We start from the raw sequence: 22,667 nt of genomic DNA on the forward strand, positions 1-22,667 counted from the left end.
CCTATAACGACAATCGGGTGTACAGCGCATGACCATCGCGAACCAACAAGACATCCTCACGCGCGAAAATCTCGGCTTCGCCGGCAAGCTGGCGGACTCGTTCATTCATTCGCCGCTCTCGCCGATGCTGTTCATCGCGTTCATGCTGATCGGGTTCTACGGTCTGTATGCCACGCCACGTCAGGAAGACCCGCAGATCGAAGTGCCGATGATCGACATCATGCTGCGCATGCCCGGGGCATCGTCGCAGGAGGTGTCGCGGCTCGTGGTCAGCCCGCTGGAGCGTCTGGTCAGCGAGATTCCCGGCGTCAAGCACGTCTACTCGGTCAGCGACGAGGAGATGGGCATCATCACGCTGGAGTTCCATGTCGGCGAGAAGATCGAATCCGCGATCGTTCTGACACACAACAAGGTGCAGTCCAACCTCGATCACATTCCGCCGGGCGTGGAGATGCCCCTCATCAAGTCCAAAGAGATCGATGACGTCCCGGCCGTAACGCTGACTCTGTGGTCACAGGAACAGGACGACGCCGTATTGCGCACGCTGGCCGTCAGTGTCATGCAGCGCCTGACGGCCCTGCCGAAGACCGGCAACGCGTTCGTCTCCGGTGGTCGCGCCGAGCAGGTGCGTGTGGATGTGTTCCCGGAACGCCTGTCCGGGTACGGCATCTCCATGGGCCATATCGCCAAGACCATCGAGGGCTTCAACTCCGAACAGACCGTCGGTGGCATCGAACAGGGTGGCCGCTACTTCTGGGTGGAAACTGGCACCTTCTTGAATTCAGCCGCGGATTTCGGCCGCCTGGTCGTCGGCATGAACAACGGCCGGCCCGTGTACCTGCGCGATGTGGCCGAGATCACATCCGGTCCGGAGGAGCCGCGCCAGTCCGTCAACCACTTCAGTGGTCCTGCCAGCGACGGGCCGGACGTTTACGCCGCACCTGCCGTGACCATCGCCATCGCCAAGCAGCATGGCGCGAATGGAGTGGAAGTCGTTCGCAGCGTGCTGGCCGAGGTCGAGCGGCTGAAAGGTTCGCTGATTCCCGACGACGTGCACGTGGAAGTCACCCGCGACTACGGCAAGACCGCGAACGACAAGGTCAACGACCTGTTGTTCAAGCTCGTCGTCGCGACCGCGGCCGTCACTGTGCTGGTATGGCTGTCGCTGGGCTTCCGCCCGGCCATCGTCGTTCTGCTGAACATCCCGGTCGTTCTGGTCGTGACCGTTTTTATCGCGATGCTGATGGGCTACACGATCGATCGCGTCAGCCTGTTCGCGCTGATCTTTTCGATCGGGTTCCTGGTCGACAATGCGATCGTCATCGTGGAGAACATCTACGCGCGCTGGCTGCGCGCGAACAACACGAGCACCGAAATCGCCATCGATGCGGTGCGCGAGGTCGGCAACCCCACCGTATTGGCAACCTATACGGTCGTCGCTGCGCTCCTGCCCATGGGTTTCGTGCGCGGGATGATGGGGCCGTACATGGAGCCCATCCCGGCACTGGGTTCCGTCGCGATGGTGTTCTCGCTGATCGCCGCGGTGATCTTCGCGCCCTGGCTCGCCATGCGCATGATTCCGCCGATGAAATCGCTGCACAAGATGCACGAGCGCGATCAGAAGATCGACAACGCGCTGGAAGGGTTCTACCAGAAGGTCATCGGCCGGCTCGCCAACGACGCCAAGGCCGGCTGGATTTTCATGATCGGCCTGATTCTGGCGTTCGCACTCACGATCCTGATGTTCTTCACCTATGCGGTGACGGTGAAGATGCTGCCGTTCGACAACAAGGCGGAGTTCAGTCTGGTGGTGGACATGCCGGATGGCTCGGCGTTGTCCGAGACCGTCAGCGCCCTGTACGAAATGGCCGATCAGTTGCGCGAGATGCCCGAAGTCGTCGGCATCCAGACCTACGCCGGCACGGCCAAGCCCTTCGATTTCAACGGCATGGTGCGACATTACTACCTGCGCATGTTCCCGTGGCAGGGGGAAGCACAGATTCAGCTGCTCGACAAGGGTGATCGTGACCGTACCAGCCACGACATCGCGGTCGATGCGCGCAAGCGCCTTGCTCCGATCGCCGAACGCTATGGCGCGGTCCTCACCGTTGCCGAAATGCCGCCCGGTCCGCCGGTGCTGCAAACCGTCGTGGCCGAGGTGCACGGGCCGGATGCGGCGACACGTGCGCAGGTTGCGCGCGATCTCACGCAGATCTTCAAGGAATCGGATCTGATCGCCGATGTCGACAACTTCATGCGCGACGGGCTCGAGACCTGGCGTTTCGAGGTCGATCTCGACAAGGCGGCGAATACCGGCGTCACCGTCGAGACCATCAACCAACACCTCGCCATGGCCATGGGCGAGTTCAAGGTCGGCGACATCAAACAGCCGCTGGTATACGAGCCGACCTACATCCTGTTGCAGGTCCCGCTGGCGCAGCGCTCGAATCTGCAACGGCTCTCGGACCTGCCCGTCATCACGCCGGACGGGCGTTCCATCCCGCTGGCGCAGCTCGGCCATTTCGTGCGTTCCAAGCGTGATCCGCTGATCTTCCACAAGGACCTGCGACCCGTGGAGTTCGTCGTCGGCGATGCCGTCGGAAAACTGGCCGCGCCGGTCTACGCGATGTTCGACGTCGAGGATCGCCTGGCCGACTACGTTGCGCCGGACGGCGTCAAGCTGGAGAGCTTCTATACCGATGCCCCGCCCACGGATTTCGTATCGGGCTTCGAGTGGTCCGGCGAATGGACCGTGACCTACGAAACCTTCCGCGACATGGGGATTGCGTTCGCGGTGGCTCTGGTCGGCATCTACATGCTGGTTGTCTGGCAGTTCGGCAACTTTTCGATCCCGGCCGTGATCATGGCGCCGATCCCGCTGACCATGCTCGGCATCGTGCCGGGACACTGGCTGCTGAGTGCCGACTTCACTGCAACCTCGATGATCGGCTGGATCGCGCTGTCGGGCATCATTGTGCGTAACTCGATCCTGCTGATCGACTTCACAGTGCACCAGGTCGGTCGCGGCACCCCGCTCTACGAAGCCGTGCTGACGGCTGCGAAGGCCAGAACCCGGCCGATCATGATTACGGCGCTCGCCCTCGTGCTGGGTTCGGCGGTGATCCTCACCGATCCGACCTTCCAGGGCATGGCGATCTCGCTGCTGTTCGGAGTATTCGTTTCAACCCTGCTGACCCTGATCGTGATTCCGCTGGGCTGCATTTCGCTGGGCGAGCAGGTGTTCCGTCAGTGCGCCTGCATGGAGAATCCGCAGGGCTGCGATCCGGAGCGGATCAAAGCGGCCGCGGCGGAAGCAAAGGCCGCGAAGAAGGCACGCCGCAGTCGTCGCAAGGCGAAGCCGGATTCCGACGCGCCGGCGGCCGAATAGCACCACCGATCCGACCGGCTGAAACTGGGGTAACCTGCGGATGTATGTCGATGCCCTGACTGTCGGCGCACTGGTGCTGATCGGCTCGGTGATCGCGATCATGTACGGTGCGTCGCGCAAGTCACAGGCCGAGGCGCAAAAGCGGATCGAGGAACTCGAAGGCCGGGTCAGCAACATCTCGGCAACGGCGTTCCGGCCGACCAAGAGCATGCGCGAACTGTGCATCGCCGTGCACCGGCTGTTCCCGAACGCCGTCGCCTGGGTGGACTTCCAGATCGTCGACGAGGGGAACGGCGCCTTCCTCTCGGAATGGTTTTTGCCGGCGCCGAAACCCAGCGCGGACCAGCTCCGCGCGGCACTCGCCGACTACAAGGCCGAGGAAGACAGCACCGAGTATCACGACGCGCGTCTTTCCGAATATCCGTCGATCGGCGACCAACTCGATGCGCTGTACAAGGCCCGCCAGGGCGACGCCACCGAACTGCGCGAGATCGACGCCCGTATCCACGCGACGAAAAACCGGCACCCCAAGCCCGGCGGTTCCTGCTGAATTCGACGCAGCGCAACAGAGCGGATCGCGCGCCGGAAAGGGGCGCGGATTCCAGACGCGAGAGAAGCGTATCCGGGCATGGCGTGCTTGGCTGGCGCGAGTGGCTTGCCCTGCCCGCCCTCGGCATCGAACGTATCAAGGCCAAAGTCGATACGGGGGCCCGCACCTCCGCGCTGCACGCGTTTTATGTAGAACGCTATGAGACGCCGAATGGGCCACGCGTGCGATTCGGCGTACACCCGGATCAGCGCGATAGGTCAATCGAACGCCACTGCGATGTCGCACTGCTCGACGAACGAATGGTCACCGATTCCGGCGGCCATGCGGAACTGCGTGCGGTGATCCTTACAACCGTCACAATCGGTGTGAACACGCACGAGATCGAACTCACCCTTACGAACCGGGATACAATGCGCTTTCGCATGCTGCTGGGACGAACGGCGATCCGCCATCGTTATTTCGTCGATCCCGGCCGTTCCTACCTGATCACGCCGGCGTAGCCGGCCGGACCCCAAGGGCTCCCAATGAGAATCGCCATACTTTCGCGCAATGCGAAGCTTTATTCGACGAAACGACTCGTGGAAGCCGCACGCGAACGCGGTCACGAGGTGCGCGTGGTCGACGCGCTGCGCTGCTACATGAACATCACCTCGCACCGTCCGACCATCCACTACAAGGGCGAGTCGCTGTCCGGATTCGATGCAGTCATACCGCGTATCGGTGCCTCGGTGACCTTCTATGGCACGGCCGTGCTGCGCCAGTTCGAGATGATGGGTGTTTACCCGCTGAACGAGTCCGTAGCGGTAACGCGGGCGCGCGACAAACTTCGCGCCTCGCAGCTGCTCGCCCGAAAGGGCATCGGCATGCCGGTGACCGGCTTCGCGCACAACCCCGATGACATCTCCGACCTCATGCAACAGGTTGGCGGCGCGCCGGTGGTGATCAAGCTCTTGGAGGGCACGCAGGGCATCGGCGTGGTGCTGGCGGAAACCGACAAGGCGGCCGAAAGCGTCATACAGGCCTTCATGGGCCTGAAAGCGCATATTGTCGTGCAGGAGTTCATCAAAGAGGCCGGCGGCGCCGATCTGCGCTGTTTCGTGATTGGCGAGAAGGTCGTTGCGGCGATGAAGCGTCAGGGCCCCGAGGGCGAATTCCGCTCGAACCTGCACCGCGGTGGCAACGCATCGCTGGTGAAGATCACGCCGGAGGAGCGCACGACGGCCGTGCGTGCCGCGCGCGCCATGGGTCTGAACGTCTGCGGCGTGGACCTGCTGCGCTCCAACCACGGTCCGGTGGTCATGGAGGTCAACTCCTCTCCCGGGCTGGAGGGCATTGAGGCGGCTACCGAGAAGGACATCGCAGGCATGATCATCCAGTTCATCGAAAAGAACGCCGGCCCGGGACGCACCCGGACCCGGGGTGAGGGTTGACACGAATCGCATTTGAGATTGGCGACGCAGCGGTCGCGCCGGGCGAACGGGCGCGGCTGGCCATACCGGTTTCAGAACTCTACACACACACGCCGGTTACCCTGCCCGTCTATGTGATGCACGGGCGCCGCCACGGACCGGTGGTGTTTGTCAGTGGCGCGGTCCACGGTGACGAAATCAACGGCGTCGAGATCATTCGCCGCCTGGTGCGCCTGCCGCTGCTTGACCGCCTGCGCGGGACCCTGATCGCGGTGCCGATCGTCAACGTGTTCGGCTTCGAAAACCGCTCGCGCTACCTGCCGGACCGGCGCGATCTCAACCGGTCCCTGCCCGGCTCCGAGACCGGATCGCTGGCCGGGCGGCTTGGGCACGCATTCTTCGACACCGTGGTGCGCCAGGCCACGCTCGGCATCGACCTGCATACCGCCGCGCAGCACCGCGACAACCTTCCACAAATTCGCGCCGACCTGGAAAACCCGCAGCTGCTCGAGCTCGCCAGCGTGTTCGGCACGCCGGTGATGGTGCACAGCGGTTTCATTGAAGGTTCACTGCGCAAGGCCGCGGCCGACCACGGAATTGCGGTCATGGTCTACGAGGCGGGCGAGGCGCTGCGCTTCGACGAGATGTCGATCCGGATCGGCGTGCGCGGCATCGTGCATGTGCTGCGTGCGATGGAGATGCTGCCGACGCGCAAGCAGCCAAAGCTGCGACGTCCCACGCTGCTGCGTTCGACGACCTGGGTGCGGGCCGGCAACAGTGGCATCCTGCGCGCAACGGTCCGTCTCGGCGCAGCCGTGCGGCGCAACGACCTGCTCGGGCTGATTGCCGATCCGTTCGGTGAGACTGAGACCCGCGTGGTTGCGCCCGCGTCCGGTGTGGTGATCGGCCGCACGAACCTGCCGCTGGTCTATGGCGGCGAGGCGCTGTTCCACATCGGCCGCACCCAGAATGCCGACGCCATTCAGCAGCGCATCGGCGCCATGCAGTCGGCGATCGAGGAACCCGCGCCGGAATTGCCCGAGGAACCCCCCATCGTTTGAGCTCTTAGCCGGTTGTTGAAAAAGGCCCATCCATGGCCTTTTTGACATCGAAACCGAAAAGCGTGGTTGTCGGTTGCTCTAGAAAATCAAACACTTGCGTGTTCGACTTTCGGGCGAGACGTCCCTGTCTCGCGATACCAGGCTGTTGAAGTGAGAATTTCAACAGCCTGTCAGGGAGCCTCCTAGCCAGCCGGGCCGGACCGTCAGTCGGTTGTGAACCGCTCGGGCGAAACAAGATCCACGGGGCGGCAAACCACCTGATCCGCCCGCGCATGAGGCGGTCCGGTCCAGAGCCATTCGCACAGCGCATCAACGGCGTCGGCAGTACCGCAGGCGAGCACCTCGACCCGCCCGTCGGGCAGGTTGCGGGCATGTCCGCTCACACCGAGACGCAGCGCCTCGCGCCGGGTGCTGGCGCGATAGAAGACCCCCTGCACCCGACCCGAAACCAGACAGCACCGACAGATGCGATCGGCCGTGGTCACGGCCCCAGATCGACGATGGCGTTCTGGCCTGCGCGCAGCAGCGCATCACCTGGAGCGAATTCGACGACCAGCGCATAGCGCTGTCCGTTGTCGGCAATCGGTTCCAGACCGATCTCGCTGACCGCGCCGCGGAACGTCCGTTCGCCGATGCGCACCGTTGCCGGCATCCCGATGCGCGCGCGTGCCGCCTGTGTGCCGTCCACGGCCGCGACGGCGCGCATGCGGTCCTTGGCAGCCACGATTGCCAGCGGTTCGCTGCGCAGGCGCGAGACGATGGTCTGGCCCGGGGCAACCTTTACTGCCAACACCCTGGCGCTGTATGGCGCACGCAGTTCCGCGTATTCGAGATCGAGTTGCGCGCGATCACGATCCGCCTCGGCCTTTCGCAGTTCGGCAGTGGTCTTCGCAAGGCCCACTTCCGCGATCTGCAGGTCATGCATGGCCAGGACCGCGCGATCGAACAGCTCACGGGCCCGGTCGAGTTCGCGCTGCGCCTCCTCGGCGACCGGCTTGAGCCGCTCGACCTCGGCTGTCGCAGCCGCCAGCGTGGCCTCGAACCCACGAGCGTCGAGTCGAACCAGGGGCGCACCGGCCGCAGCCTCATCTCCGGCGCGGACCAACACCTCGCGTACGACGCCCGAAACCGGCGTTCCGAGTTCCGTGCGCGCGGCCCACTGCAACTGCGCCGGCAGCTCGGCCGACCGCACGTTGGCTGCGCCTAGACTCAGGGCCAGCGCAGCGAGCGTGCATGAGATGCGGGAACCGATTGTTGTCATTGCCTTGCCTCCGAAAACGCCGCGGGATCCGGCGCCTGACCAACCAGGGCGTCCAGACGCGCCCAGTTCATGGCGAGCTCGAATTCGGCCTGTGCCTGTTTCAGCCGCGCGGCCGAGATCTGTGTCATGGCGGTGCCCAGATTGGGCCGCACCTCGAGTTCGTACATTGCGCGTGCACGGTCCAGCGCGGCTTCGCGATACTGTGCCTCTAGATTCGCCTCGCGCAGTTGCTGCTGGGCGTTGTCCAGCGCGAGCCAGAGGTCGAGCGCCTGATTGCCGACCTCGAGTTCGGCCAGCGCAAGTTCGGCCCGCGTCGCCGCGAGCTGTGCCTGCGCGGCACCGATGCGTGCATCGCCCGCGCCACCGTCCCAGAGCGGCAGCGCAAATTCGAGCCCGATGCGCGCCCGATCACGCCCGCCGAGCAGTCGATCATACCCATAGGCCTCGGCAACGCCGGTGACCGTCAAACCGCGGTCGGCGCGCGCGGCTTCAAGGCCTCGCTCGGCGGCATCCACCCGCGCCCGCAGCCGTGCGAGGCGCGTATTGCCGTCGAGTGCGCGGCTGCGCCAGGGTTCGAACTCGCCGCGTTCGCGCTTGATCCAAGCCCCCAAGTCGGGCCGCAGCAATTCCGCCGGAAGCTGTCCGGGCCGGTTCAGCAGCGTTGCCAGGCGTGTTCTCGTTGCGCGTCGGGCTGCGTCCGCGGCGAATCGCTGGCGGCGCACAGACTCGAAATTGGATTCGGCCTCAAGCACATCGACGTCGGCGACGAAGTTCAGGCTGCGCTGCTGCTGGATGCGGTCGAAACGCACGAAGGCGTTGGCCATCGCTTCGTTTTCGCGCGCATAGGCGAGATCGGCCTCGATCACGTCGAGAAACGCACGCAGCACCGCCAGCAGATGCGCGCTGCGACGCTCCCCAAGCGCCTTCTCGCTGGCTTGCACCGTGGCCAGTGCGCCATCGACGCGCGACTTCGACACGCCGCCGTCGTAGAGCGATTTGCGCAGCACGATGCCGGCCTGATGATCGGCGTTGCTCTGGTCCGTTGCTACATCCGGCGGGTCGACCCAACGCAAGGCCGCCGTGGCGTTGATCGTCGCGGCTGAGGCGGATCGGGCGAGCGCCACATTGGCGCTGGCGAGATCGCGCTCGGCTTCGGCTACAAGGAGTGTCGGGCTGTTCTGCACGGCCAGACGCAGTGCCTCGTCGAGCCTGAGCGGATCCGGCAGGGGCTCCAGCGCCAAACACAATGCCGGGAGAACCGCGAAGGCCTTGATTGCAAGGGCACGCAGAACCCGTGGCCCTTGACCCGCCCAGCGAAACCCCACCGGATGCATGATCGGCGCGTAACGAAGCATCCTCGTCACCGAGCTACTGCGCCTGCGCCGATTTGGGCTGCATGCGCTCGCGTTTGTACTGGTTGAAATTCGTCGTCTTGTGGGCCCCGCTGACCACGAACTCACCAAGCAGCATGAACTCCTCCTTGCTGGAGGTGGCCCCGGTGAATCGCTCGATGCGGTTGCCGTCGAGATCGAAGAACGCAAAAACCGGTGTGGCCCGCACCCGGTTCAGCTTGAACGCGAAATCTTTCTCGAGCACCGGCTGGCCGGTGAAGTCGGTGATCGTCACATCACCCTCGACATCGACCTGGAACGCCAGAAAATGCTGCCGAAAGTAGTCCTGTACATCGGGCTGATTCAGGATCGTGGTCTTCATCCGGTGACAGTACGGACATTCCTCCTGCTGGAACATCAGCAGGATGCCGAGCTTGCCCTGCTCGCGTGCCACCGCGAGTTCCTCGTGAAAATCGCCGAGGCTCTGGCTGAAGAAATGCGTGAGCGGATCGCGCGCGTTCGTTGTCGCGGCCTGCACGGACATTGCAGCGAGCGCAATGCAGATCGCTGCAACATGCAACCTGGCGGTGATGATCATGGTGTCGTCTTCGCAGTGGTGTTGGTGGATGGTTCAGACGCCGCGATGAACTCTTCGAGCAGCTTGGCGGTTACCGGTCCGATCTGCCGCGCGACCAGCCGGCCCTGCGGGTTCACGATGTAGGTGCTGGGCAGGCCATGGATGCGCCCGAGTTCGGTCTCGCCGCGCGGGCGATCGCGCAGGATGGGAAAACTCAGGAACTGGTCATCGGCCCACTTCTTCAGTTTTTCCGTCGCGATGTCCTCCATGTTCAGGCCGAGCACGACGGCGTTTGTGTCCTTGTGATTGTTGTAGAAGACCTCGAGTTCCGGCATTTCCTCCAGGCACGGCGGACACCAGGTCGCCCAGTAGTTGACGATCACCCACCGTCCCCGATAGTCGGACAGCGAGTGATCCCGACCATCGAGGTCTTTCAGGGTGAATTCCGGCCAGATGCCGTCGCGTGCGGCGGCTGAACCGGAAATCAGCAGGCAGAAAAGCAAAAAAATGTATCTACGCACTTTGAACACCTGGACGCTCCCACGGCGACCCCGGCAGGATGGCCACCGGGCGCTGGCGAGTCAGCTGCCGGGCGAAAAATCATAGCGTTGCCCCTGCAACGACGCATCATTTTTTCGGGAACGCTGATCCGGCGATCCCGGCCCAGTAACAGCGGCGATAACGAAAGATGCGGTTTGATGTTCACCCGGATTGTCGGCGGCTCGCCGCTGACAACAGCGATGGCGCACCGGTGTGCCGCAGGCATTGCAGTTTGCAGCCGTTGCGACAATCAGACGTTTGAACCGTCCGGCGGCTGGGGGTTCCCGTTGGGCGCTCCGGGCGCGGGCAAAATCGGGCCGCACGGTATATCCTTGAATCGATAAGCGCGCCCTCCGGACGCTGGAGGATCCTGCCGGCCGGTCGTGCAACGACCGCACCGGCGCCTGAAACGCGAGCAGACATGGCTGTGAGTTCTATGCACGACCTTCCCGACCTGCCGGAACTGCCCGACACCGAGGACTCCGAGATCGTCGCCATTGCGGGCTGCGGCGGCCTTACACAACGACTGACCGTGGCCAACGCCAAGTCGGCCTCGGCGATCCAGTGGGCCGGGCGCCTGCCGCGTATTCCGGCCGATTCCGGCGCCGAGTCCGATCCGCTCGAGGTGCTTGCCCGCCTTGGTCTGACGGTGTTTCTGCACAACCGGCAGTCGATGCCCGGTCGCCTGCGCCGCACGACACTGAACAGCCTGCGGCTTGCCGTCCAGGCAGTGCGCGCGGACATCGCAAGCGACGAGGCCGAGCACGACAATGGGGCAAACTCGGCGCGCTACCTCAGCCTCGCGCGGCGCGCGGCGCATGAACTCGGCCTGGGCTACAAGGCGCTGGCGATCGAGTTCTGTGCCGCCGACAGCGAAGAAAGCGCCGCGGCCCGGCTCGAATCGGTTGCCAATGCCATTGAGCAGCTGGTCCAGGAGCTGTTCCTGGCCTGGGAGGACTACAGCGAGGCCCCGGCGCATGTCTGGACCGAGGCCTGTGCCCTTTATCGTGAGGCCGAGCGTCAGGGCTTCGAAACCGTTCCGATCGAAACCGGCAAGGGAGCGAACCGTCCCCGTACCAGCGTGCAGAAGCGTTTTCTGACCCTGGCGATGCTGCGCCTGGCCGATCCGTATCACATGCCGCGCGGGGAACTCGCGCAAGTGCTGCGCTATCTCGATCGCTGGGTCGAAGACGTCATTCTGTTGCCGACGAGTGGGCTCGCCGCGGCGCCGAGCCGGTTCTATGTCGCCCTTGACCGCGATCAGCCGCCCCACCCCAGCACCGAGTTCAAACTCGAGGAGCCCGGCGAAAACTGGCGTGTGATCGAAACCCGCGGACTCCTGGATCGCATCGCCGGGCACATTGATCAGCTCGTGCGTGACCGCGATATCTCCGATGCCTGGCGGCCCGATGGTTCCCGCCGCGAGGCCGTCCAGATCCTGCGCCGCATGCTGTTTTCCTGGCATCGAACCCCACGCGCACGCGCGGCACGTGCGCCCGAACGTGCCGCCGCCCGGGTCGCCTTCGGCCTCGCCGCCGCGCATGCGCGGCTGTCACGAACCTTCGCCCCGCTGCGCAGCTCCGCGTTCGACGTGGACTATCCGCTCGACGACGACGATGCGTTGATTCCGATGACCGGCGATCTGAACCTCGTCCACGTCGAGTCGGCGAACGCGAACGCCAGCGGCATCACCCTGATGGTGCCCGCCGAACATGTCGAGCATGTCAGCCTGGCCGTGGGCACCATCGTTGCCGTCGAAACGGCCAGCGTAGAGGATCATGCGCCGGTACGGGTCGGCATCGTGCGCTGGATGAATGCCGGCGAGCGTGGATCGGTACGCGCCGGCGTGCAGTATCTGCCTCGCTGCACGCGACCGGTTGTTGCGTGGTCTGCCGCCGCCAGCCCGGATCGCGCGGTGACCCGGCTTGGCGTCTGGTGTGCCGTCGCGCGCGAAGCGGGTCGCGAGGTTCGAACCGCGCTCGTGCTGGAACGCGGGCTGTACGACTATGGCAGCGATCTGATCGTGATCAGCACCGAACGCAATGCCGGACGCGTGCGCATGGACAAGCTGATCGAATCCACGCCGGCGGTCGAGCGCTTTTTCTGCACGGTGCTGGATGAGGGCAATACCGACAGTCTGGATCTCGATTCCGCGAGTCGCAGCCGGCTGCTCGATACGCTCTATGGCACGCTCGACCCGGATGTCGATGCGGACGCCGAGTCGGTCGACAAATCCCGCTCCGGCGACAAGCCGGATTGAACCCCCAGCTGCACACCTGACAGCACGTCGGCCACCGGCAGGGACAGGCGGTCCCGGACGGCCGTCCTTGCGTGCGTGACGGCATCCGCGGCCAGCGGATGCCCCGCCAGTCGATCCACGTCCGGCAGTGGCCGATACAGCGACTCCACCAGTTCGGCCAGCGGCGTCTCCTCCAGGCGCCGTGCCAGCGTCCAGCGTTCGTCGGCGGTGCGGTGAATCCACGCGTGAGCGGCAAGCCGCGCCAGGACCTCGGTGAGGTCGGCATCGGAAACCGCCGCCTGCGGGTTCAGCTCAAGCGTCGTGAGCGCCCCGCCCCGGTTCTGCGCGGCGTGCAGACGTTCGAGCACCAGCAATGCCGTCGCGAGTTCCGGGGGGCCGTTCGGCAGTCCGGTGCGGCGGCTCATGAGCGCGCCCGTGAACTCCGCACCGATCAGCGCGATGACCCAGGACAGGTACACCCAGATCAGAAACACCGGAATGGTCGCGAGCGCGCCATAGATCGCCTGATAGGTGGGAAACGTCGTCACATACCAGCCGAACAGCCGCTTGGCGAGTTCGAACAGCAGACCCGCCACGAGACCGCCGGCAAGTGCGTGGCGCATGGGTACACGGCGGTTCGGCACCACCACATACAGCAACGCGAACCCGAGCGTGGAGAACACCAGCGGCGCGATCGCCAGCAGGCGTGCGCGACCGCCGATCGTGGCGGCGGCCTGATCGACCAACGGCGTCGCGAGCAGATAGGAACTGACGACGATGCTCACCCCCATGAGCACCGGCCCGAGGCTGAGGATCGACCAGTAGACGAGAAAACTGGCCACCGCCGAGCGCCGGCCGTGCACGTGAAAGATTCGGCTCAACGCGCGGTCGATGGTCGCCATCAGCAGCACCGCCGTCACGAGCAGGAACACGATGCCGGCGACGGTGAGCGCTTTCGCGTTGCTGACAAAATCCTGCAGGTAGTCGCGCAGCACATCGCCCGACGCCGGCACGAAGTTCTGAAACAGGAATTCCTGAATCTCGGTGCTGAATCGCTCGAACACCGGAAAGGCCGTCAGGCTGGTCAGCGTGACGGCCATCAGCGGTACCAGGGCCAGCAATGTCGTGTAGGTCAGTGCGGCGGCCGAACTCAGGCAGTCGTCGGAAAAGAACCGCCGCACGACGTGCGCAAGCACGGAAAATCGTGCGCCGGCCGGCCGCTGCGGCGGGTTTATACTTTCAGGTTCTGACATCCAGCTGACGATCCGCGACTGACCGAGGCACGACCATGACGGTGACGACGTTGTATCACAATCCGCGCTGTTCCAAATCGCGCCAGGCGCTTGCGTTGCTGCAGGAACACGGTGTCGAGCCACGCGTCATCGAGTATCTGAAGTCCCCGCCGGATGCGAAAACACTGGATGCGCTGCTGAAACAGCTGGGACTCGAACCGCGCGAACTCATGCGCCGCAAAGAGGCCGAGTACCGCGAACTCGGGCTGGACGATCCGGGTCTGGGACGTGACGAACTGATCGCGGCAATGGTCGCGAACCCGCGCCTGATCGAACGTCCGATCGTCGTGCATGGCAGGCGTGCGGTGCTGGGACGACCGCCCGAGCGCGTGCTGGAACTCGTTGGATGAGTGGGGAAATCCTCGTCCTGTACTACTCGGGCGGCGGCGCAACCAAACGGCTCGCCGATCTGATCGCGCGCGGCATCGAGGAGGTTCCGGGCGCCCACGCCCGGCTGCGCACCGTGCCGCCGGTTTCAACGGTTGCCGAGGCCACGGCGGCCGCCGTGCCGGACACCGGCGCGCCGTATGCCACCAACGACGATCTGCGCGAGTGCATCGGCCTTGCGCTGGGGAGTCCGGCACGCTTTGGCAACATCGCCGCTGCGCTGAAGTATTTTCTGGACGGCACGATCGATCTGTGGTTGTCCGGGAGCATGGTCGGCCGCCCGGCCGCCGTATTCACCAGTTCCGGCAGCCAGCATGGTGGCCAGGAGACCACGCTGACTTCGATGATGCTGCCCCTGCTGCACCATGGCATGGTCATCGTCGGCGTGCCCTACACCGAACCGCGCCTGATGGGCACCCGCTCGGGTGGCACACCGTACGGCGCATCGCATGTGGCGGGCGCGGATGCCGGGCAACCGCTGACCGAGGACGAAGCCGCGATTGCGCGCGCGCTGGGGCGGCGGCTCGCCGAGACTGCACTGGCGCTGGACGCCGCGCGGTGAACCCGGCCCAACTCGCACTGGACATCGCGCTGCGGCGCGAATCGAGCTTCGCGACCTATCGTGCGGGACCGAATGCCGGCGTCGTCGCCCTGCTCGAAAATCTCGCGAGCGGCCGGGCACCGGCGCGAGCGTTTCTGACCGGCCCGCCCGGCAGCGGAAAGACACACCTCGTCAACGCGACGGTGCGCGCCGCGCACGCTGCCGGACATGCGTGCCAGTGTCTGTTCGCCGAGCAGATCGTGGGGCTGAACCCGGCGCTGCTCGGCGGGGTCATCGGCGACGGCCTGACCGTCATCGATGCCGCGGAACGGTTCGCGGGCAGACCCGAATGGGAGGCCGCGATGTTTGCGCTGCTCAACCGCGTCCAGGATCGCAACGGTGGTCTGCTCGTCGCCGCAAACGCCGCGCCTGCTGATCTGGGGCTGGGGCTTGCAGACCTGCGTTCACGGCTGCAGGCGCTGGCCCTGCTGCGGCTGCAGTCATTGGACGAGGAGGAAGTCAGACGAACGCTCAGCGAGGTGGCCGGTCAGCGCGGGCTGAGCCTGCCGGAACCGGTGGCGGCCTATCTCATGCGCCGGGAACGTCGCGACCTCGGCAGCCTGCTTGCCCTGCTCGACCGCATTGACCGCGCCGCCCTGGCCGGTCAGCGTGCGCTGACGATTCCGTTCGTGCGCGAGCTGCTTGCCAGGGAAGCTCTAACAGGTCGTTGAAAAAGGCTCGTCCATGGGCTTTTCAACGTCACAACCGAAAAGCGTGGTTTTCGGTTGCTCACAAAAATCAAACACTTGCATGTTCGAACTTCGGGCGAGCCGTCCCTGTCTCGCGTTATCAGACTGCTGAAATGAGAATTTCAACAGCCTGCCAAGGAAGCGCTGATCAATCCGTCCCGGATTGATCAGGGATTCACCAGATGGTCCGGTTAACGTCGGCCGTCGTCGGTGCCGGCGCGCACGGCGCTGAGCGCCCGGTAGCCCCAGATCAGCACATAGCTCACGCCGCTGACGATGGTCGTTGCGGCGACGATCCAGATGCCGCGTTCCAGCCAGATCGGCGCGATGATCCCGAATCCGGCGTGCGCGACCACCGCGAGTACCAGCACGATCTGCGTGAAGGTATTGAGTTTGCTCACCGCCAGCGGCGTCATGTCGACTGCGGCGATGCGAAAGTAGTAGCTCACCGCGCCGATGACGATCACGACATCGCGCACGATGACGGCGGTGACCAGCCAGATCGGCAGCCAGCCCAGCACGCCAAGTGCGATGTAGGCGGATACCAGCAGCACCTTGTCCGCCAGCGGGTCGAGCACCGTGCCCAGCCGTGACTGCCAGCCGTAGCGCTTGGCCAGAAAGCCATCCAGCGCATCACTGACGCCGGCGAGCGCGAACAGCGCCAGCGCGCCGCTGTAGTACTGGTTCAACAGGCACCACACCACTGGTCCGACGAGCAACAGCCGTCCGAACGTGATGTAGTTCGGAAGATCGTGGGCCTTCAACGCTGATAGCGGAAGTAGAGGCGCGAGGGCGCGGTTTCGGTGCCCGGCGATGCCGTATCCACGACAGGCGCCTGAACCTGAAGCCGCCGCTGTAACTTCAGTGTCTGTTCAAGTGCGTTGCGCCCGCCGGTGAACTCGACCGCGTAACGCAGTCGTTCGCCGTCCGCGTACACGGGCCGGAACGCACGAACACCGGCCAGCGATTCGACCAGCGTATTGATCGCGGCAAAGTCATCCAGCGATTTGACGCCATCGAATTCGATCTCGGCGTTCTCCACGGTCAATGAGCTGGCCAGCGGTGCGAACCGCGCCGCGAGCGTTTCGGCCGTGGTGGCGATGCCCTGGGTCAGCAGCGCACCGAGGTCGTAACCCGCGTGGTCCCAGACCGCCGGGTTGTCACCCTGCAGTAAGGTCCAGCGGGTGCGGAAACGCGCGCCGTCGCGTTCGATGCGCACGCTCAGGATGGCGTTCGGCGCATACCGGGTGGAGGCGTTGCCGATCGGCTCGGCGAAACCGCCCCACAGGTCGGCCAGCGCGAGCGAGGCACGATCCTCGACGTCGTTGAGCGGCCAGATCAGCGGCACGCCGCGCGCGTCGGCCGCCGCCTCGATGACGGCCGTGGCCTCGACATCGAGTTCGCGGTCGAACCAGCGCCGGCCGCCGCCGGTTTCGACGCCGATCCACACCAGCACGTCCGGGCGCGTCAGGCCCCAGACCGGAATTCCGAGTTCGGCAAGCCGGCGCTCCAGCGCGGCCGGATCGAAGCGGACCTCGATCAGGCGCTGGGGTGTGTCGCCCGGGGCACCCTCGCGCCACAGGAACCGGTAGGCGCTGACCAAGTCCGCGACCGCCGCACGCATCGATGCCAGGCTCTCGGCCGGCACCTCGCGACCCGTCAGGCGCAGAACCACCTGATCGAGCGCGGCGCCGAGCGCCGCCGTGCGCGCCTCGCGCGAATCGTCGGCGACTTCGGCCCTGGCGACATGGGCATTGGCAATCTCGCTGGCCTCGGCGCGCAGACCGGGCAGCATCAGGATCACGACTGCAAAAAGGCGTCGCAGGGACACGGTGGGTTTTGGTTGGAAGAATCAGGCAGAACCAGTCGGCGGCGTACGATAGCACAGCGCTCGCGCAATCCTCGGGCCGCGGCGCAAGCGCTGGTAGAATCGCCCCCCTCTCCCGCGGAGCCCTCTCATGGCCACGGACCCGAAGTCCAGCAAACTCAGTTATCGCGACGCCGGCGTCGACATCGACGCGGGCGGTGAACTCGTCGACCGGATCGGCCCGGCGGCCGAGCGCACGCGGCGTCCCGAGGTGCTCGGCGGACTCGGCGGATTTGGCAGCCTGTTCCGGGTGCCAATCGAACGCTATCGCGAGCCGGTGCTGGTGTCGGGCACCGACGGTGTCGGCACCAAGCTGCGACTGGCGATCGAACTGGACCGCCACGATACGATCGGCATCGATCTGGTAGCGATGTGCGCCAACGACATCGTCGTATCGGGCGCCGAGCCGCTGTTCTTCCTCGACTACTTCGCGACCGGGCGTCTGAATGTCGCGCAGGGCGCGGCCATCGTCGAGGGCATTGCAAAGGGCTGTGAGCTTTCCGGCATGTCGCTGGTTGGAGGAGAAACGGCCGAGATGCCCGGCATGTACGCGCCGGGCGACTACGATCTGGCGGGGTTCGCCGTCGGCATCGTCGAGCGCGCACGCATCATCGACGGCCAGGCGGTGCGGGTCGGCGATGCGATCATCGCGCTGGCGTCGAGCGGCGCGCATTCGAACGGCTATTCGCTGGTTCGCAAGGTCGTCGAGCGCAGCGGCGTGGCGCTGGATTCGCCATTTGAATCGTCCACGCTCGGCGCTGCATTGCTCGCGCCGACGCGGATCTACGTGCGCGCGGTGCGTGCGCTCGCCGAAGTGGTGCCCGTGCATGCCCTTGCACACATCACCGGCGGTGGCATTGTCGAGAACCTGCCGCGGGTGTTGCCCGACGGCGTCCGCGCGCGGATTGACTCGAGCAGCTGGCAACGGCCCGCGGTGTTCGACTGGCTCCAGCACAACGGCAACATCGACGACGCCGAGATGTGGCGCACCTTCAACTGCGGCGTCGGCATGCTCGTGGTCGTGCCCGCGGATGCCGTCACCAAGGCGCTGGCGGTGCTCGATCGCCATGGCGAAACGGCCTGGGTCGCTGGCGCGATCGAACCGGGTGACGGACCGGCGCACGTGCATCTGGCATGAGTTCCGCCGCGCGCGTCGTCGTACTCATCTCGGGGCGTGGCAGCAACCTGAAGGCGCTGATCGATCAGAGCGCGCTGTTCGGCAGCTATTCGGTCGTGGGCGTGCTCAGCGACCGGGCCAATGCGGCCGGACTCGAACATGCGTACGCCGCGGGCTGTTCCACGATGCCCGTGCCGCGTAGCGACGGCGAATCGCGCGAAGCCTACGAGGAGCGCCTGATGTTCGCGGTCGACGCCTGGCGACCCGACATCGTGGCCCTGGCGGGCTTCATGCGCGTGCTCGGCGACGCCTTCGTTGCCCGGTATGCGGGCCGGCTCGTCAACATCCACCCTTCCCTGCTGCCGAACTTTCCCGGCCTGGATACGCATCGGCGCGCGATCGAGGCCGGCGAGCACGAGCACGGCGCGAGTGTGCACTACGTCGCGAGCGAGGTAGATGCGGGACCGGTGATCGCGCAGGTCGCGCTCCCTATTGAAGCCGAGGACGATGCGACGGTGCTCGCCGCGCGGGTTTTGCATGAGGAACATCGTCTGTACCCGACCGTGCTGGACTGGCTGGCCCGCGGCTGGGTGCGACTGCACGAGGGTCGAGTCTGGTTCGGCAGTGCTCCGCTGGCGACGCCGGTGCGACTGGCGAGCACGTGAAGCGCGCAACGATCCACGCGCTGCTGATCTGTGCAGCGTGCCTGAGCGGCGACGTCGCGCAGGCGGTCGATCCGGTTTCCTACCGCGCGGAATATCAGCTGGTCTGGGCCGGACAGGTCGTCGGCGAGGCGCATCTGGAGGCCCGCTACGATGCCGCCGGCGGTTACGAATTCGGCGCCGAGTCGCAGGCCGTGGGCATGTGGCGATGGCTGCGCGACGACCGCATCGTCGAGACCAGCAGCGGACATTTTGATGCACAGGGTCTGCACCCTGCGCACTATGTCTATCAGCATCAGGTGGGCGAAAACGACAAACGTCATGTGGAGCTGTTTTTCGACCGCGATGCACAGAGCGTTTCCAATCGTGTCGCAGGCGATGAATGGACGATGAGCATTCCGCCCGGCACGCTCGACAAGGCCAGCCTGCAGATCGCGGTGATTGACGGGTTGCGCGAGGGCAAGCGCAGCCAGACGTTCAACGTCGCCGACGGCGGCCGACTGAAACAGTACCGGTTTGACGTGGTCCAGGACGCCCTGCTCGATACGCCGCTGGGCCGACTGGACACGGTGGTCGTCGAACGGCGCAAGGGCACGCGCGCGGTGGACGTGGTGCTGTGGTGTGCGCCGGCGCTGAATTATCTGCCGGTGCGAATCGAGCGACGCCACCAGATTCTCGGCGGCGTCATGGAACTGGTCGCGCTGAAAACTCTATAGGGAAGCTCTGATTAATCCATTCTGGATTAACAGAGCGACGAAAACGAAAAAGCGCGGTTTTTCGTTTTCTTACATTTTCAATGGCTTACGCACATTGAAAATGGTGGCACGTCCCTGTGCCACGGGAAACTCTGAATTGATCAGAGTTTCCATAGCAACGAACAGGCTACACCGGCGATCCGGGGTCTGCGGACCAGCCCCGGCCAAAAAAAACGGGGCCCGCACTCGCTGGGCCCCGCCAACCCCGGCCATCGATGGAGCCATGCCCTCAGGCTCCTGGAACCTTGGCTCTGATCAATCCGTCATGGATCGTCAAGCCGGCACTTCCGTGTGCCGCGGCGCACTCCGAGTTGGTCAGAGTTCTCCGCACAAAAGACCATCGATTGCGTCCGGTCTATACCTTGGCGGCGGCCTCGGCATCGGCGAGGCCTCGTGCCTCGCGGCGTTCGCTTGCGCCGATGGTCAATAGATCCCACACCAGCAACAGATAACCGGCGAACGTCACCCAGCCGAAGATCTGCCGCCACCACATCGCCTGCGTGAACCAGGGATGATTCTGACCGGCGAAATAACCGGCCCAGGTCGACCCTTCAATCGCCCGTTCCACGAATGATTGTTCGTATCCGGCGATGAGCAGCGCGACCGTCATGCCGATCACCCCGATGTTCAGCAAGGCCAGCGCCCACTTCCATTTCCAGCCGTTGTCGGCGAGTCCGCCGGACATCCAAACATTCCCGCGCCACTGCTGCATCGCAAAGTAGAAGAATGCGATGTTGATGGTGGCGTAGGCGCCGAAAAATGCCAGGTGACCATGCGAGGCCGACCACTGCGTGCCGTGGGTGTACAGGTTGATCTGCGGCAGCGTGTGCATGAAGCCCCAGACCCCCGCGCCAAAGAAATTACCGAACGCGTGGGCGATGAGCCAGGCGAGCGCCGGATGGTTCGCATTCCTGAACTTGTGCACGCCCGAGTCGTAGACCGCATGCACGACCATCGCGACCAGCGGTATCGGTTCCAGCGCGGAGAAGAACCCGCCGATGCTGAACCAGTATTCCGGCGTGCCGATCCAGAAGTAGTGATGTCCGAGCCCGAGGATGCCCGAACCGAACATCAGCGCGACTTCGATGTACAGCCAGGTCTGGACGATGCGCCGACGCGCGCCCAGCGTCTTCATCAGTCCCCAGGCCATGATGCAGCCGACCAGCACCTCCCAGGTCGCCTCCACCCAGAGGTGGATGACCCACCACCACCAGTACTGATCGATGGAGATGTTCGGCGTGTAGAACATGCCGGCCAGATACAGGCCGGCCAGGGCGACCAGGTCCAGCGTCAGCACGCCGGAGATGCCGCTGAATCGCCCCTTCATGAACGTTCCGGCCACGTTATAGAAGAAGACGAGCATGACGACCACGATGCCGATGTCGGCCCAGCGCGGCGCCTCGATGTATTCGCGTCCCTCGTTGATCAGCCACAGGGTCTGGTCGGTCCCAGGTCCCCATTGCACGAACAGATACACGAGCACGACCACGGTCACCGCAAGGGTCAGCACCCAGAACGCCAGGTTGCCGAGCGTGAGTCCCGCGACGTCGGTGCCGCTTTCGTCCTCAATGAACCAGTACACGCAGCCCATGAAGCCGTAGAGCATCCATACCACCATGGCGTTGATGTGCACCATGCGGTTGACGTTGAAATCCAGAACGCCGTAGAACAGCTCCGGCCTCAGATACTGCAAGCCGGCCAGCAGCCCGAATACGAGCTGCGCACCAAACAGGACGATCGCGACCGTGAAGTATTTGATCGCGAGCCGTTGCCCGCCGTTGAGATTCGCGCTGTCGAGTGTGCCGACGCTCATGACTCACCCCCTTGCGCAATCGGTTTGAAGTTGTACGGAAAACCATTGGTGTCGATCGCCGACATCCACTTGAGAAACGCCACGATGGCCCGCGCCTCGTCCTCGGTGATCTGCATGTTCGGCATGCGGCGTCCCGAGCCGAAGGTGCGGGCATTGGTGTCGGGATTCATCAGAAACGCGATCATCAACTGTTCGCGCGCCGCCTCCGCGCCCCAGGCCGGGTCGAGCCATGCCTTGCTGAGATCGGGCGCGTAATACGCGCCGTTGCCGAGCAGCGTATGGCAGTTCATGCAGTTGCGGCCCTGGATGATCTTCTTGCCGTAGCTGACGAGGGTTTGTGCCTCGTCCTCGCCGAGTTTCTTGCCGAACAACGGCGCGTCGGCCCCGATGACCGGAACCTGAAAATTGCGTTCGGCATCAAAGCGGTAATCGATGCGCTGGTTGATCACGCTGTAGGCCGGAACCCGCTCGCTGCCGGCCTGAATCTTCGCGAGCGTGTCGTAGGTCAATACGATCAGGATCACCGCCATCAGCGCGGTGACCCAGATCGCGATTTTTTTCCAGAAGCCTTCGCCGGCCCACCACGGGGTGTCGCTCATGGGGAACTCCTCATCAGGTGTTCGTGTTCTGCGTCGTCGTTTCCATCGGCTGCATGCCGGTGCGTGCCTTCGCACAAATGCCATATGCCATGCGGCGCGAGCAGATAGCCGATCAGCATCACGCTTACGACCGCGGCCCAGAATCCGGACAGGTGCATCGTCCAGCCGATGACGGCGACGGCGCCGACCAGCCCCGCATAGCTGAGATAGGCGAACGGCATCAGGCGTGGTACGCGATGCACACGCGCGTATGCGAACAGCAATGCATACAAAGCGCCCATGACGATCACCATGGCGCTGGCGAAGAATGTGATGACAAAGTTTTCCAGCGCGACCGGCTCGATCACGGGCTGGCGCCTCCTCCAGTACAGACTTTGTTCGAGAGCCTCTGACGTGCCCCTGGAGGGAAAGCCTAGGTGCGCCCCGGTGGCGCATCCTTGATTCGCATCAAGACCACCGTGGTGGGATTGATCCAAGTCAGGCCGAGACCGAATGCATCGGCTCCCGGGCGGTTGGACCGGAACTAGCG

22 protein-coding genes are annotated in these 22,667 nt (G+C 64.6%); 11 read left to right on the forward strand and 11 right to left on the reverse strand.

All coding sequences use genetic code 11. From position 1 onward, the window contains the following. The first annotated feature begins 28 nt into the window (after positions 1-28). The 4 genes from KDG50_11320 to KDG50_11335 all read left to right on the forward strand — a co-directional run bounded on the left by KDG50_11320 (position 29) and on the right by KDG50_11335 (position 6,408). A complete protein-coding gene (locus tag KDG50_11320) occupies positions 29-3,388 on the forward strand; it encodes an efflux RND transporter permease subunit (GenBank protein MCB1866013.1) in 3,360 nt (1,119 codons plus the stop codon). A 309-nt stretch (positions 3,389-3,697) separates the two neighbouring features. Next, the gene (locus KDG50_11325; GenBank protein MCB1866014.1) at positions 3,698-4,438 is read left to right on the forward strand and encodes an ATP-dependent zinc protease; all 741 of its coding nucleotides are present in this window, start codon (positions 3,698-3,700) and stop codon (positions 4,436-4,438) included. A gap of 24 nt (positions 4,439-4,462) precedes the next feature. Next, a complete protein-coding gene (gene rimK / locus KDG50_11330; protein ID MCB1866015.1) occupies positions 4,463-5,368 on the forward strand; it encodes a 30S ribosomal protein S6--L-glutamate ligase in 906 nt (301 codons plus the stop codon). After that, entirely contained in the window at positions 5,365-6,408 is a 1,044-nt protein-coding gene (locus KDG50_11335) for a succinylglutamate desuccinylase/aspartoacylase family protein (protein ID MCB1866016.1), read from the forward strand. Before rimK ends, KDG50_11335 begins: the two co-directional genes overlap by 4 nt. 203 nt (positions 6,409-6,611) lie before the next feature. On the opposite strand, the gene KDG50_11340 is transcribed toward KDG50_11335, so the two are convergent. The 5 genes from KDG50_11340 to KDG50_11360 all read right to left on the reverse strand — a co-directional run bounded on the left by KDG50_11340 (position 6,612) and on the right by KDG50_11360 (position 10,098). Then, positions 6,612-6,893, reverse strand: a complete 282-nt coding sequence (locus tag KDG50_11340) for an acylphosphatase (protein MCB1866017.1) — start codon at positions 6,891-6,893, stop codon at positions 6,612-6,614. Further along, entirely contained in the window at positions 6,890-7,669 is a 780-nt protein-coding gene (locus tag KDG50_11345) for an efflux RND transporter periplasmic adaptor subunit (GenBank protein ID MCB1866018.1), read from the reverse strand. The genes KDG50_11340 and KDG50_11345 overlap by 4 nt, the downstream gene beginning before the upstream one ends. Beyond that, a complete protein-coding gene (locus tag KDG50_11350; protein MCB1866019.1) occupies positions 7,666-8,910 on the reverse strand; it encodes a TolC family protein in 1,245 nt (414 codons plus the stop codon). The genes KDG50_11345 and KDG50_11350 overlap by 4 nt, the downstream gene beginning before the upstream one ends. Before the next feature lie 127 nt (positions 8,911-9,037). Then, positions 9,038-9,598 carry a thioredoxin family protein gene (locus tag KDG50_11355; GenBank protein ID MCB1866020.1) on the reverse strand — a complete coding sequence of 187 codons (561 nt, stop codon included), beginning with the start codon at positions 9,596-9,598 and terminating at the stop codon, positions 9,038-9,040. After that, complete coding sequence (locus KDG50_11360) at positions 9,595-10,098, reverse strand: TlpA family protein disulfide reductase (GenBank protein ID MCB1866021.1); 504 nt, start codon at positions 10,096-10,098, stop codon at positions 9,595-9,597. Before KDG50_11360 ends, KDG50_11355 begins: the two co-directional genes overlap by 4 nt. A 440-nt stretch (positions 10,099-10,538) precedes the next feature. Here KDG50_11360 and KDG50_11365 point away from each other — a divergent pair, with 440 nt between their 5' ends. Further along, positions 10,539-12,377, forward strand: a complete 1,839-nt coding sequence (locus KDG50_11365; protein MCB1866022.1) for a hypothetical protein — start codon at positions 10,539-10,541, stop codon at positions 12,375-12,377. Here KDG50_11365 and KDG50_11370 read toward each other — a convergent pair. Next, a complete protein-coding gene (locus KDG50_11370) occupies positions 12,299-13,609 on the reverse strand; it encodes a virulence factor BrkB family protein (protein ID MCB1866023.1) in 1,311 nt (436 codons plus the stop codon). The two genes, KDG50_11365 and KDG50_11370, sit on opposite strands and share 79 nt — an antisense overlap. A 35-nt stretch (positions 13,610-13,644) precedes the next feature. On the opposite strand from KDG50_11370, the gene arsC reads away from it, so the two are divergent. Genes arsC through hda form a run of 3 tightly spaced genes read left to right on the forward strand, consistent with a single transcriptional unit; the run spans position 13,645 to position 15,307 of the window. Then, entirely contained in the window at positions 13,645-13,998 is a 354-nt protein-coding gene (gene arsC, locus KDG50_11375; GenBank protein MCB1866024.1) for an arsenate reductase (glutaredoxin), read from the forward strand. Continuing rightward, positions 13,995-14,597: an NAD(P)H:quinone oxidoreductase gene (gene wrbA / locus KDG50_11380; GenBank protein MCB1866025.1), complete on the forward strand. Its 603-nt coding sequence runs from the start codon at positions 13,995-13,997 to the stop codon at positions 14,595-14,597. The genes arsC and wrbA overlap by 4 nt, the downstream gene beginning before the upstream one ends. Next, on the forward strand, positions 14,594-15,307 hold the full coding sequence (gene hda / locus KDG50_11385) for a DnaA regulatory inactivator Hda (GenBank protein ID MCB1866026.1): 714 nt from the start codon (positions 14,594-14,596) through the stop codon (positions 15,305-15,307). Before wrbA ends, hda begins: the two co-directional genes overlap by 4 nt. Before the next feature lie 209 nt (positions 15,308-15,516). Here the strand turns inward: hda and KDG50_11390 are convergent, their stop codons facing one another. Next, positions 15,517-16,089 (reverse strand): CDP-alcohol phosphatidyltransferase family protein, encoded by a 573-nt coding sequence (locus KDG50_11390; protein ID MCB1866027.1) that lies wholly within the window; start codon positions 16,087-16,089, stop codon positions 15,517-15,519. After that, the gene (locus tag KDG50_11395; GenBank protein MCB1866028.1) at positions 16,086-17,156 is read right to left on the reverse strand and encodes a DUF2066 domain-containing protein; all 1,071 of its coding nucleotides are present in this window, start codon (positions 17,154-17,156) and stop codon (positions 16,086-16,088) included. Before KDG50_11395 ends, KDG50_11390 begins: the two co-directional genes overlap by 4 nt. 127 nt (positions 17,157-17,283) lie before the next feature. Between KDG50_11395 and purM the strand changes: the two genes are divergently transcribed. Genes purM through KDG50_11410 form a run of 3 tightly spaced genes read left to right on the forward strand, consistent with a single transcriptional unit; the run spans position 17,284 to position 19,687 of the window. After that, positions 17,284-18,330: a phosphoribosylformylglycinamidine cyclo-ligase gene (gene purM, locus KDG50_11400; protein ID MCB1866029.1), complete on the forward strand. Its 1,047-nt coding sequence runs from the start codon at positions 17,284-17,286 to the stop codon at positions 18,328-18,330. Next, positions 18,327-18,974 (forward strand): phosphoribosylglycinamide formyltransferase, encoded by a 648-nt coding sequence (locus tag KDG50_11405; GenBank protein MCB1866030.1) that lies wholly within the window; start codon positions 18,327-18,329, stop codon positions 18,972-18,974. Before purM ends, KDG50_11405 begins: the two co-directional genes overlap by 4 nt. Further along, positions 18,971-19,687 carry a DUF3108 domain-containing protein gene (locus tag KDG50_11410; GenBank protein MCB1866031.1) on the forward strand — a complete coding sequence of 239 codons (717 nt, stop codon included), beginning with the start codon at positions 18,971-18,973 and terminating at the stop codon, positions 19,685-19,687. The genes KDG50_11405 and KDG50_11410 overlap by 4 nt, the downstream gene beginning before the upstream one ends. A gap of 394 nt (positions 19,688-20,081) precedes the next feature. On the opposite strand, the gene KDG50_11415 is transcribed toward KDG50_11410, so the two are convergent. Genes KDG50_11415 through KDG50_11425 form a run of 3 tightly spaced genes read right to left on the reverse strand, consistent with a single transcriptional unit; the run spans position 20,082 to position 22,485 of the window. Then, positions 20,082-21,539, reverse strand: a complete 1,458-nt coding sequence (locus KDG50_11415) for a cbb3-type cytochrome c oxidase subunit I (protein MCB1866032.1) — start codon at positions 21,537-21,539, stop codon at positions 20,082-20,084. Further along, positions 21,536-22,138 carry a cytochrome c gene (locus KDG50_11420; protein MCB1866033.1) on the reverse strand — a complete coding sequence of 201 codons (603 nt, stop codon included), beginning with the start codon at positions 22,136-22,138 and terminating at the stop codon, positions 21,536-21,538. Before KDG50_11420 ends, KDG50_11415 begins: the two co-directional genes overlap by 4 nt. Continuing rightward, positions 22,135-22,485 carry a hypothetical protein gene (locus tag KDG50_11425; protein ID MCB1866034.1) on the reverse strand — a complete coding sequence of 117 codons (351 nt, stop codon included), beginning with the start codon at positions 22,483-22,485 and terminating at the stop codon, positions 22,135-22,137. Before KDG50_11425 ends, KDG50_11420 begins: the two co-directional genes overlap by 4 nt. Positions 22,486-22,667: the final 182 nt, after the last annotated feature.

The organism is Chromatiales bacterium (genome assembly GCA_020445605.1).
Classification (GTDB): Bacteria; Pseudomonadota; Gammaproteobacteria; order JAGRGH01; family JAGRGH01; genus JAGRGH01.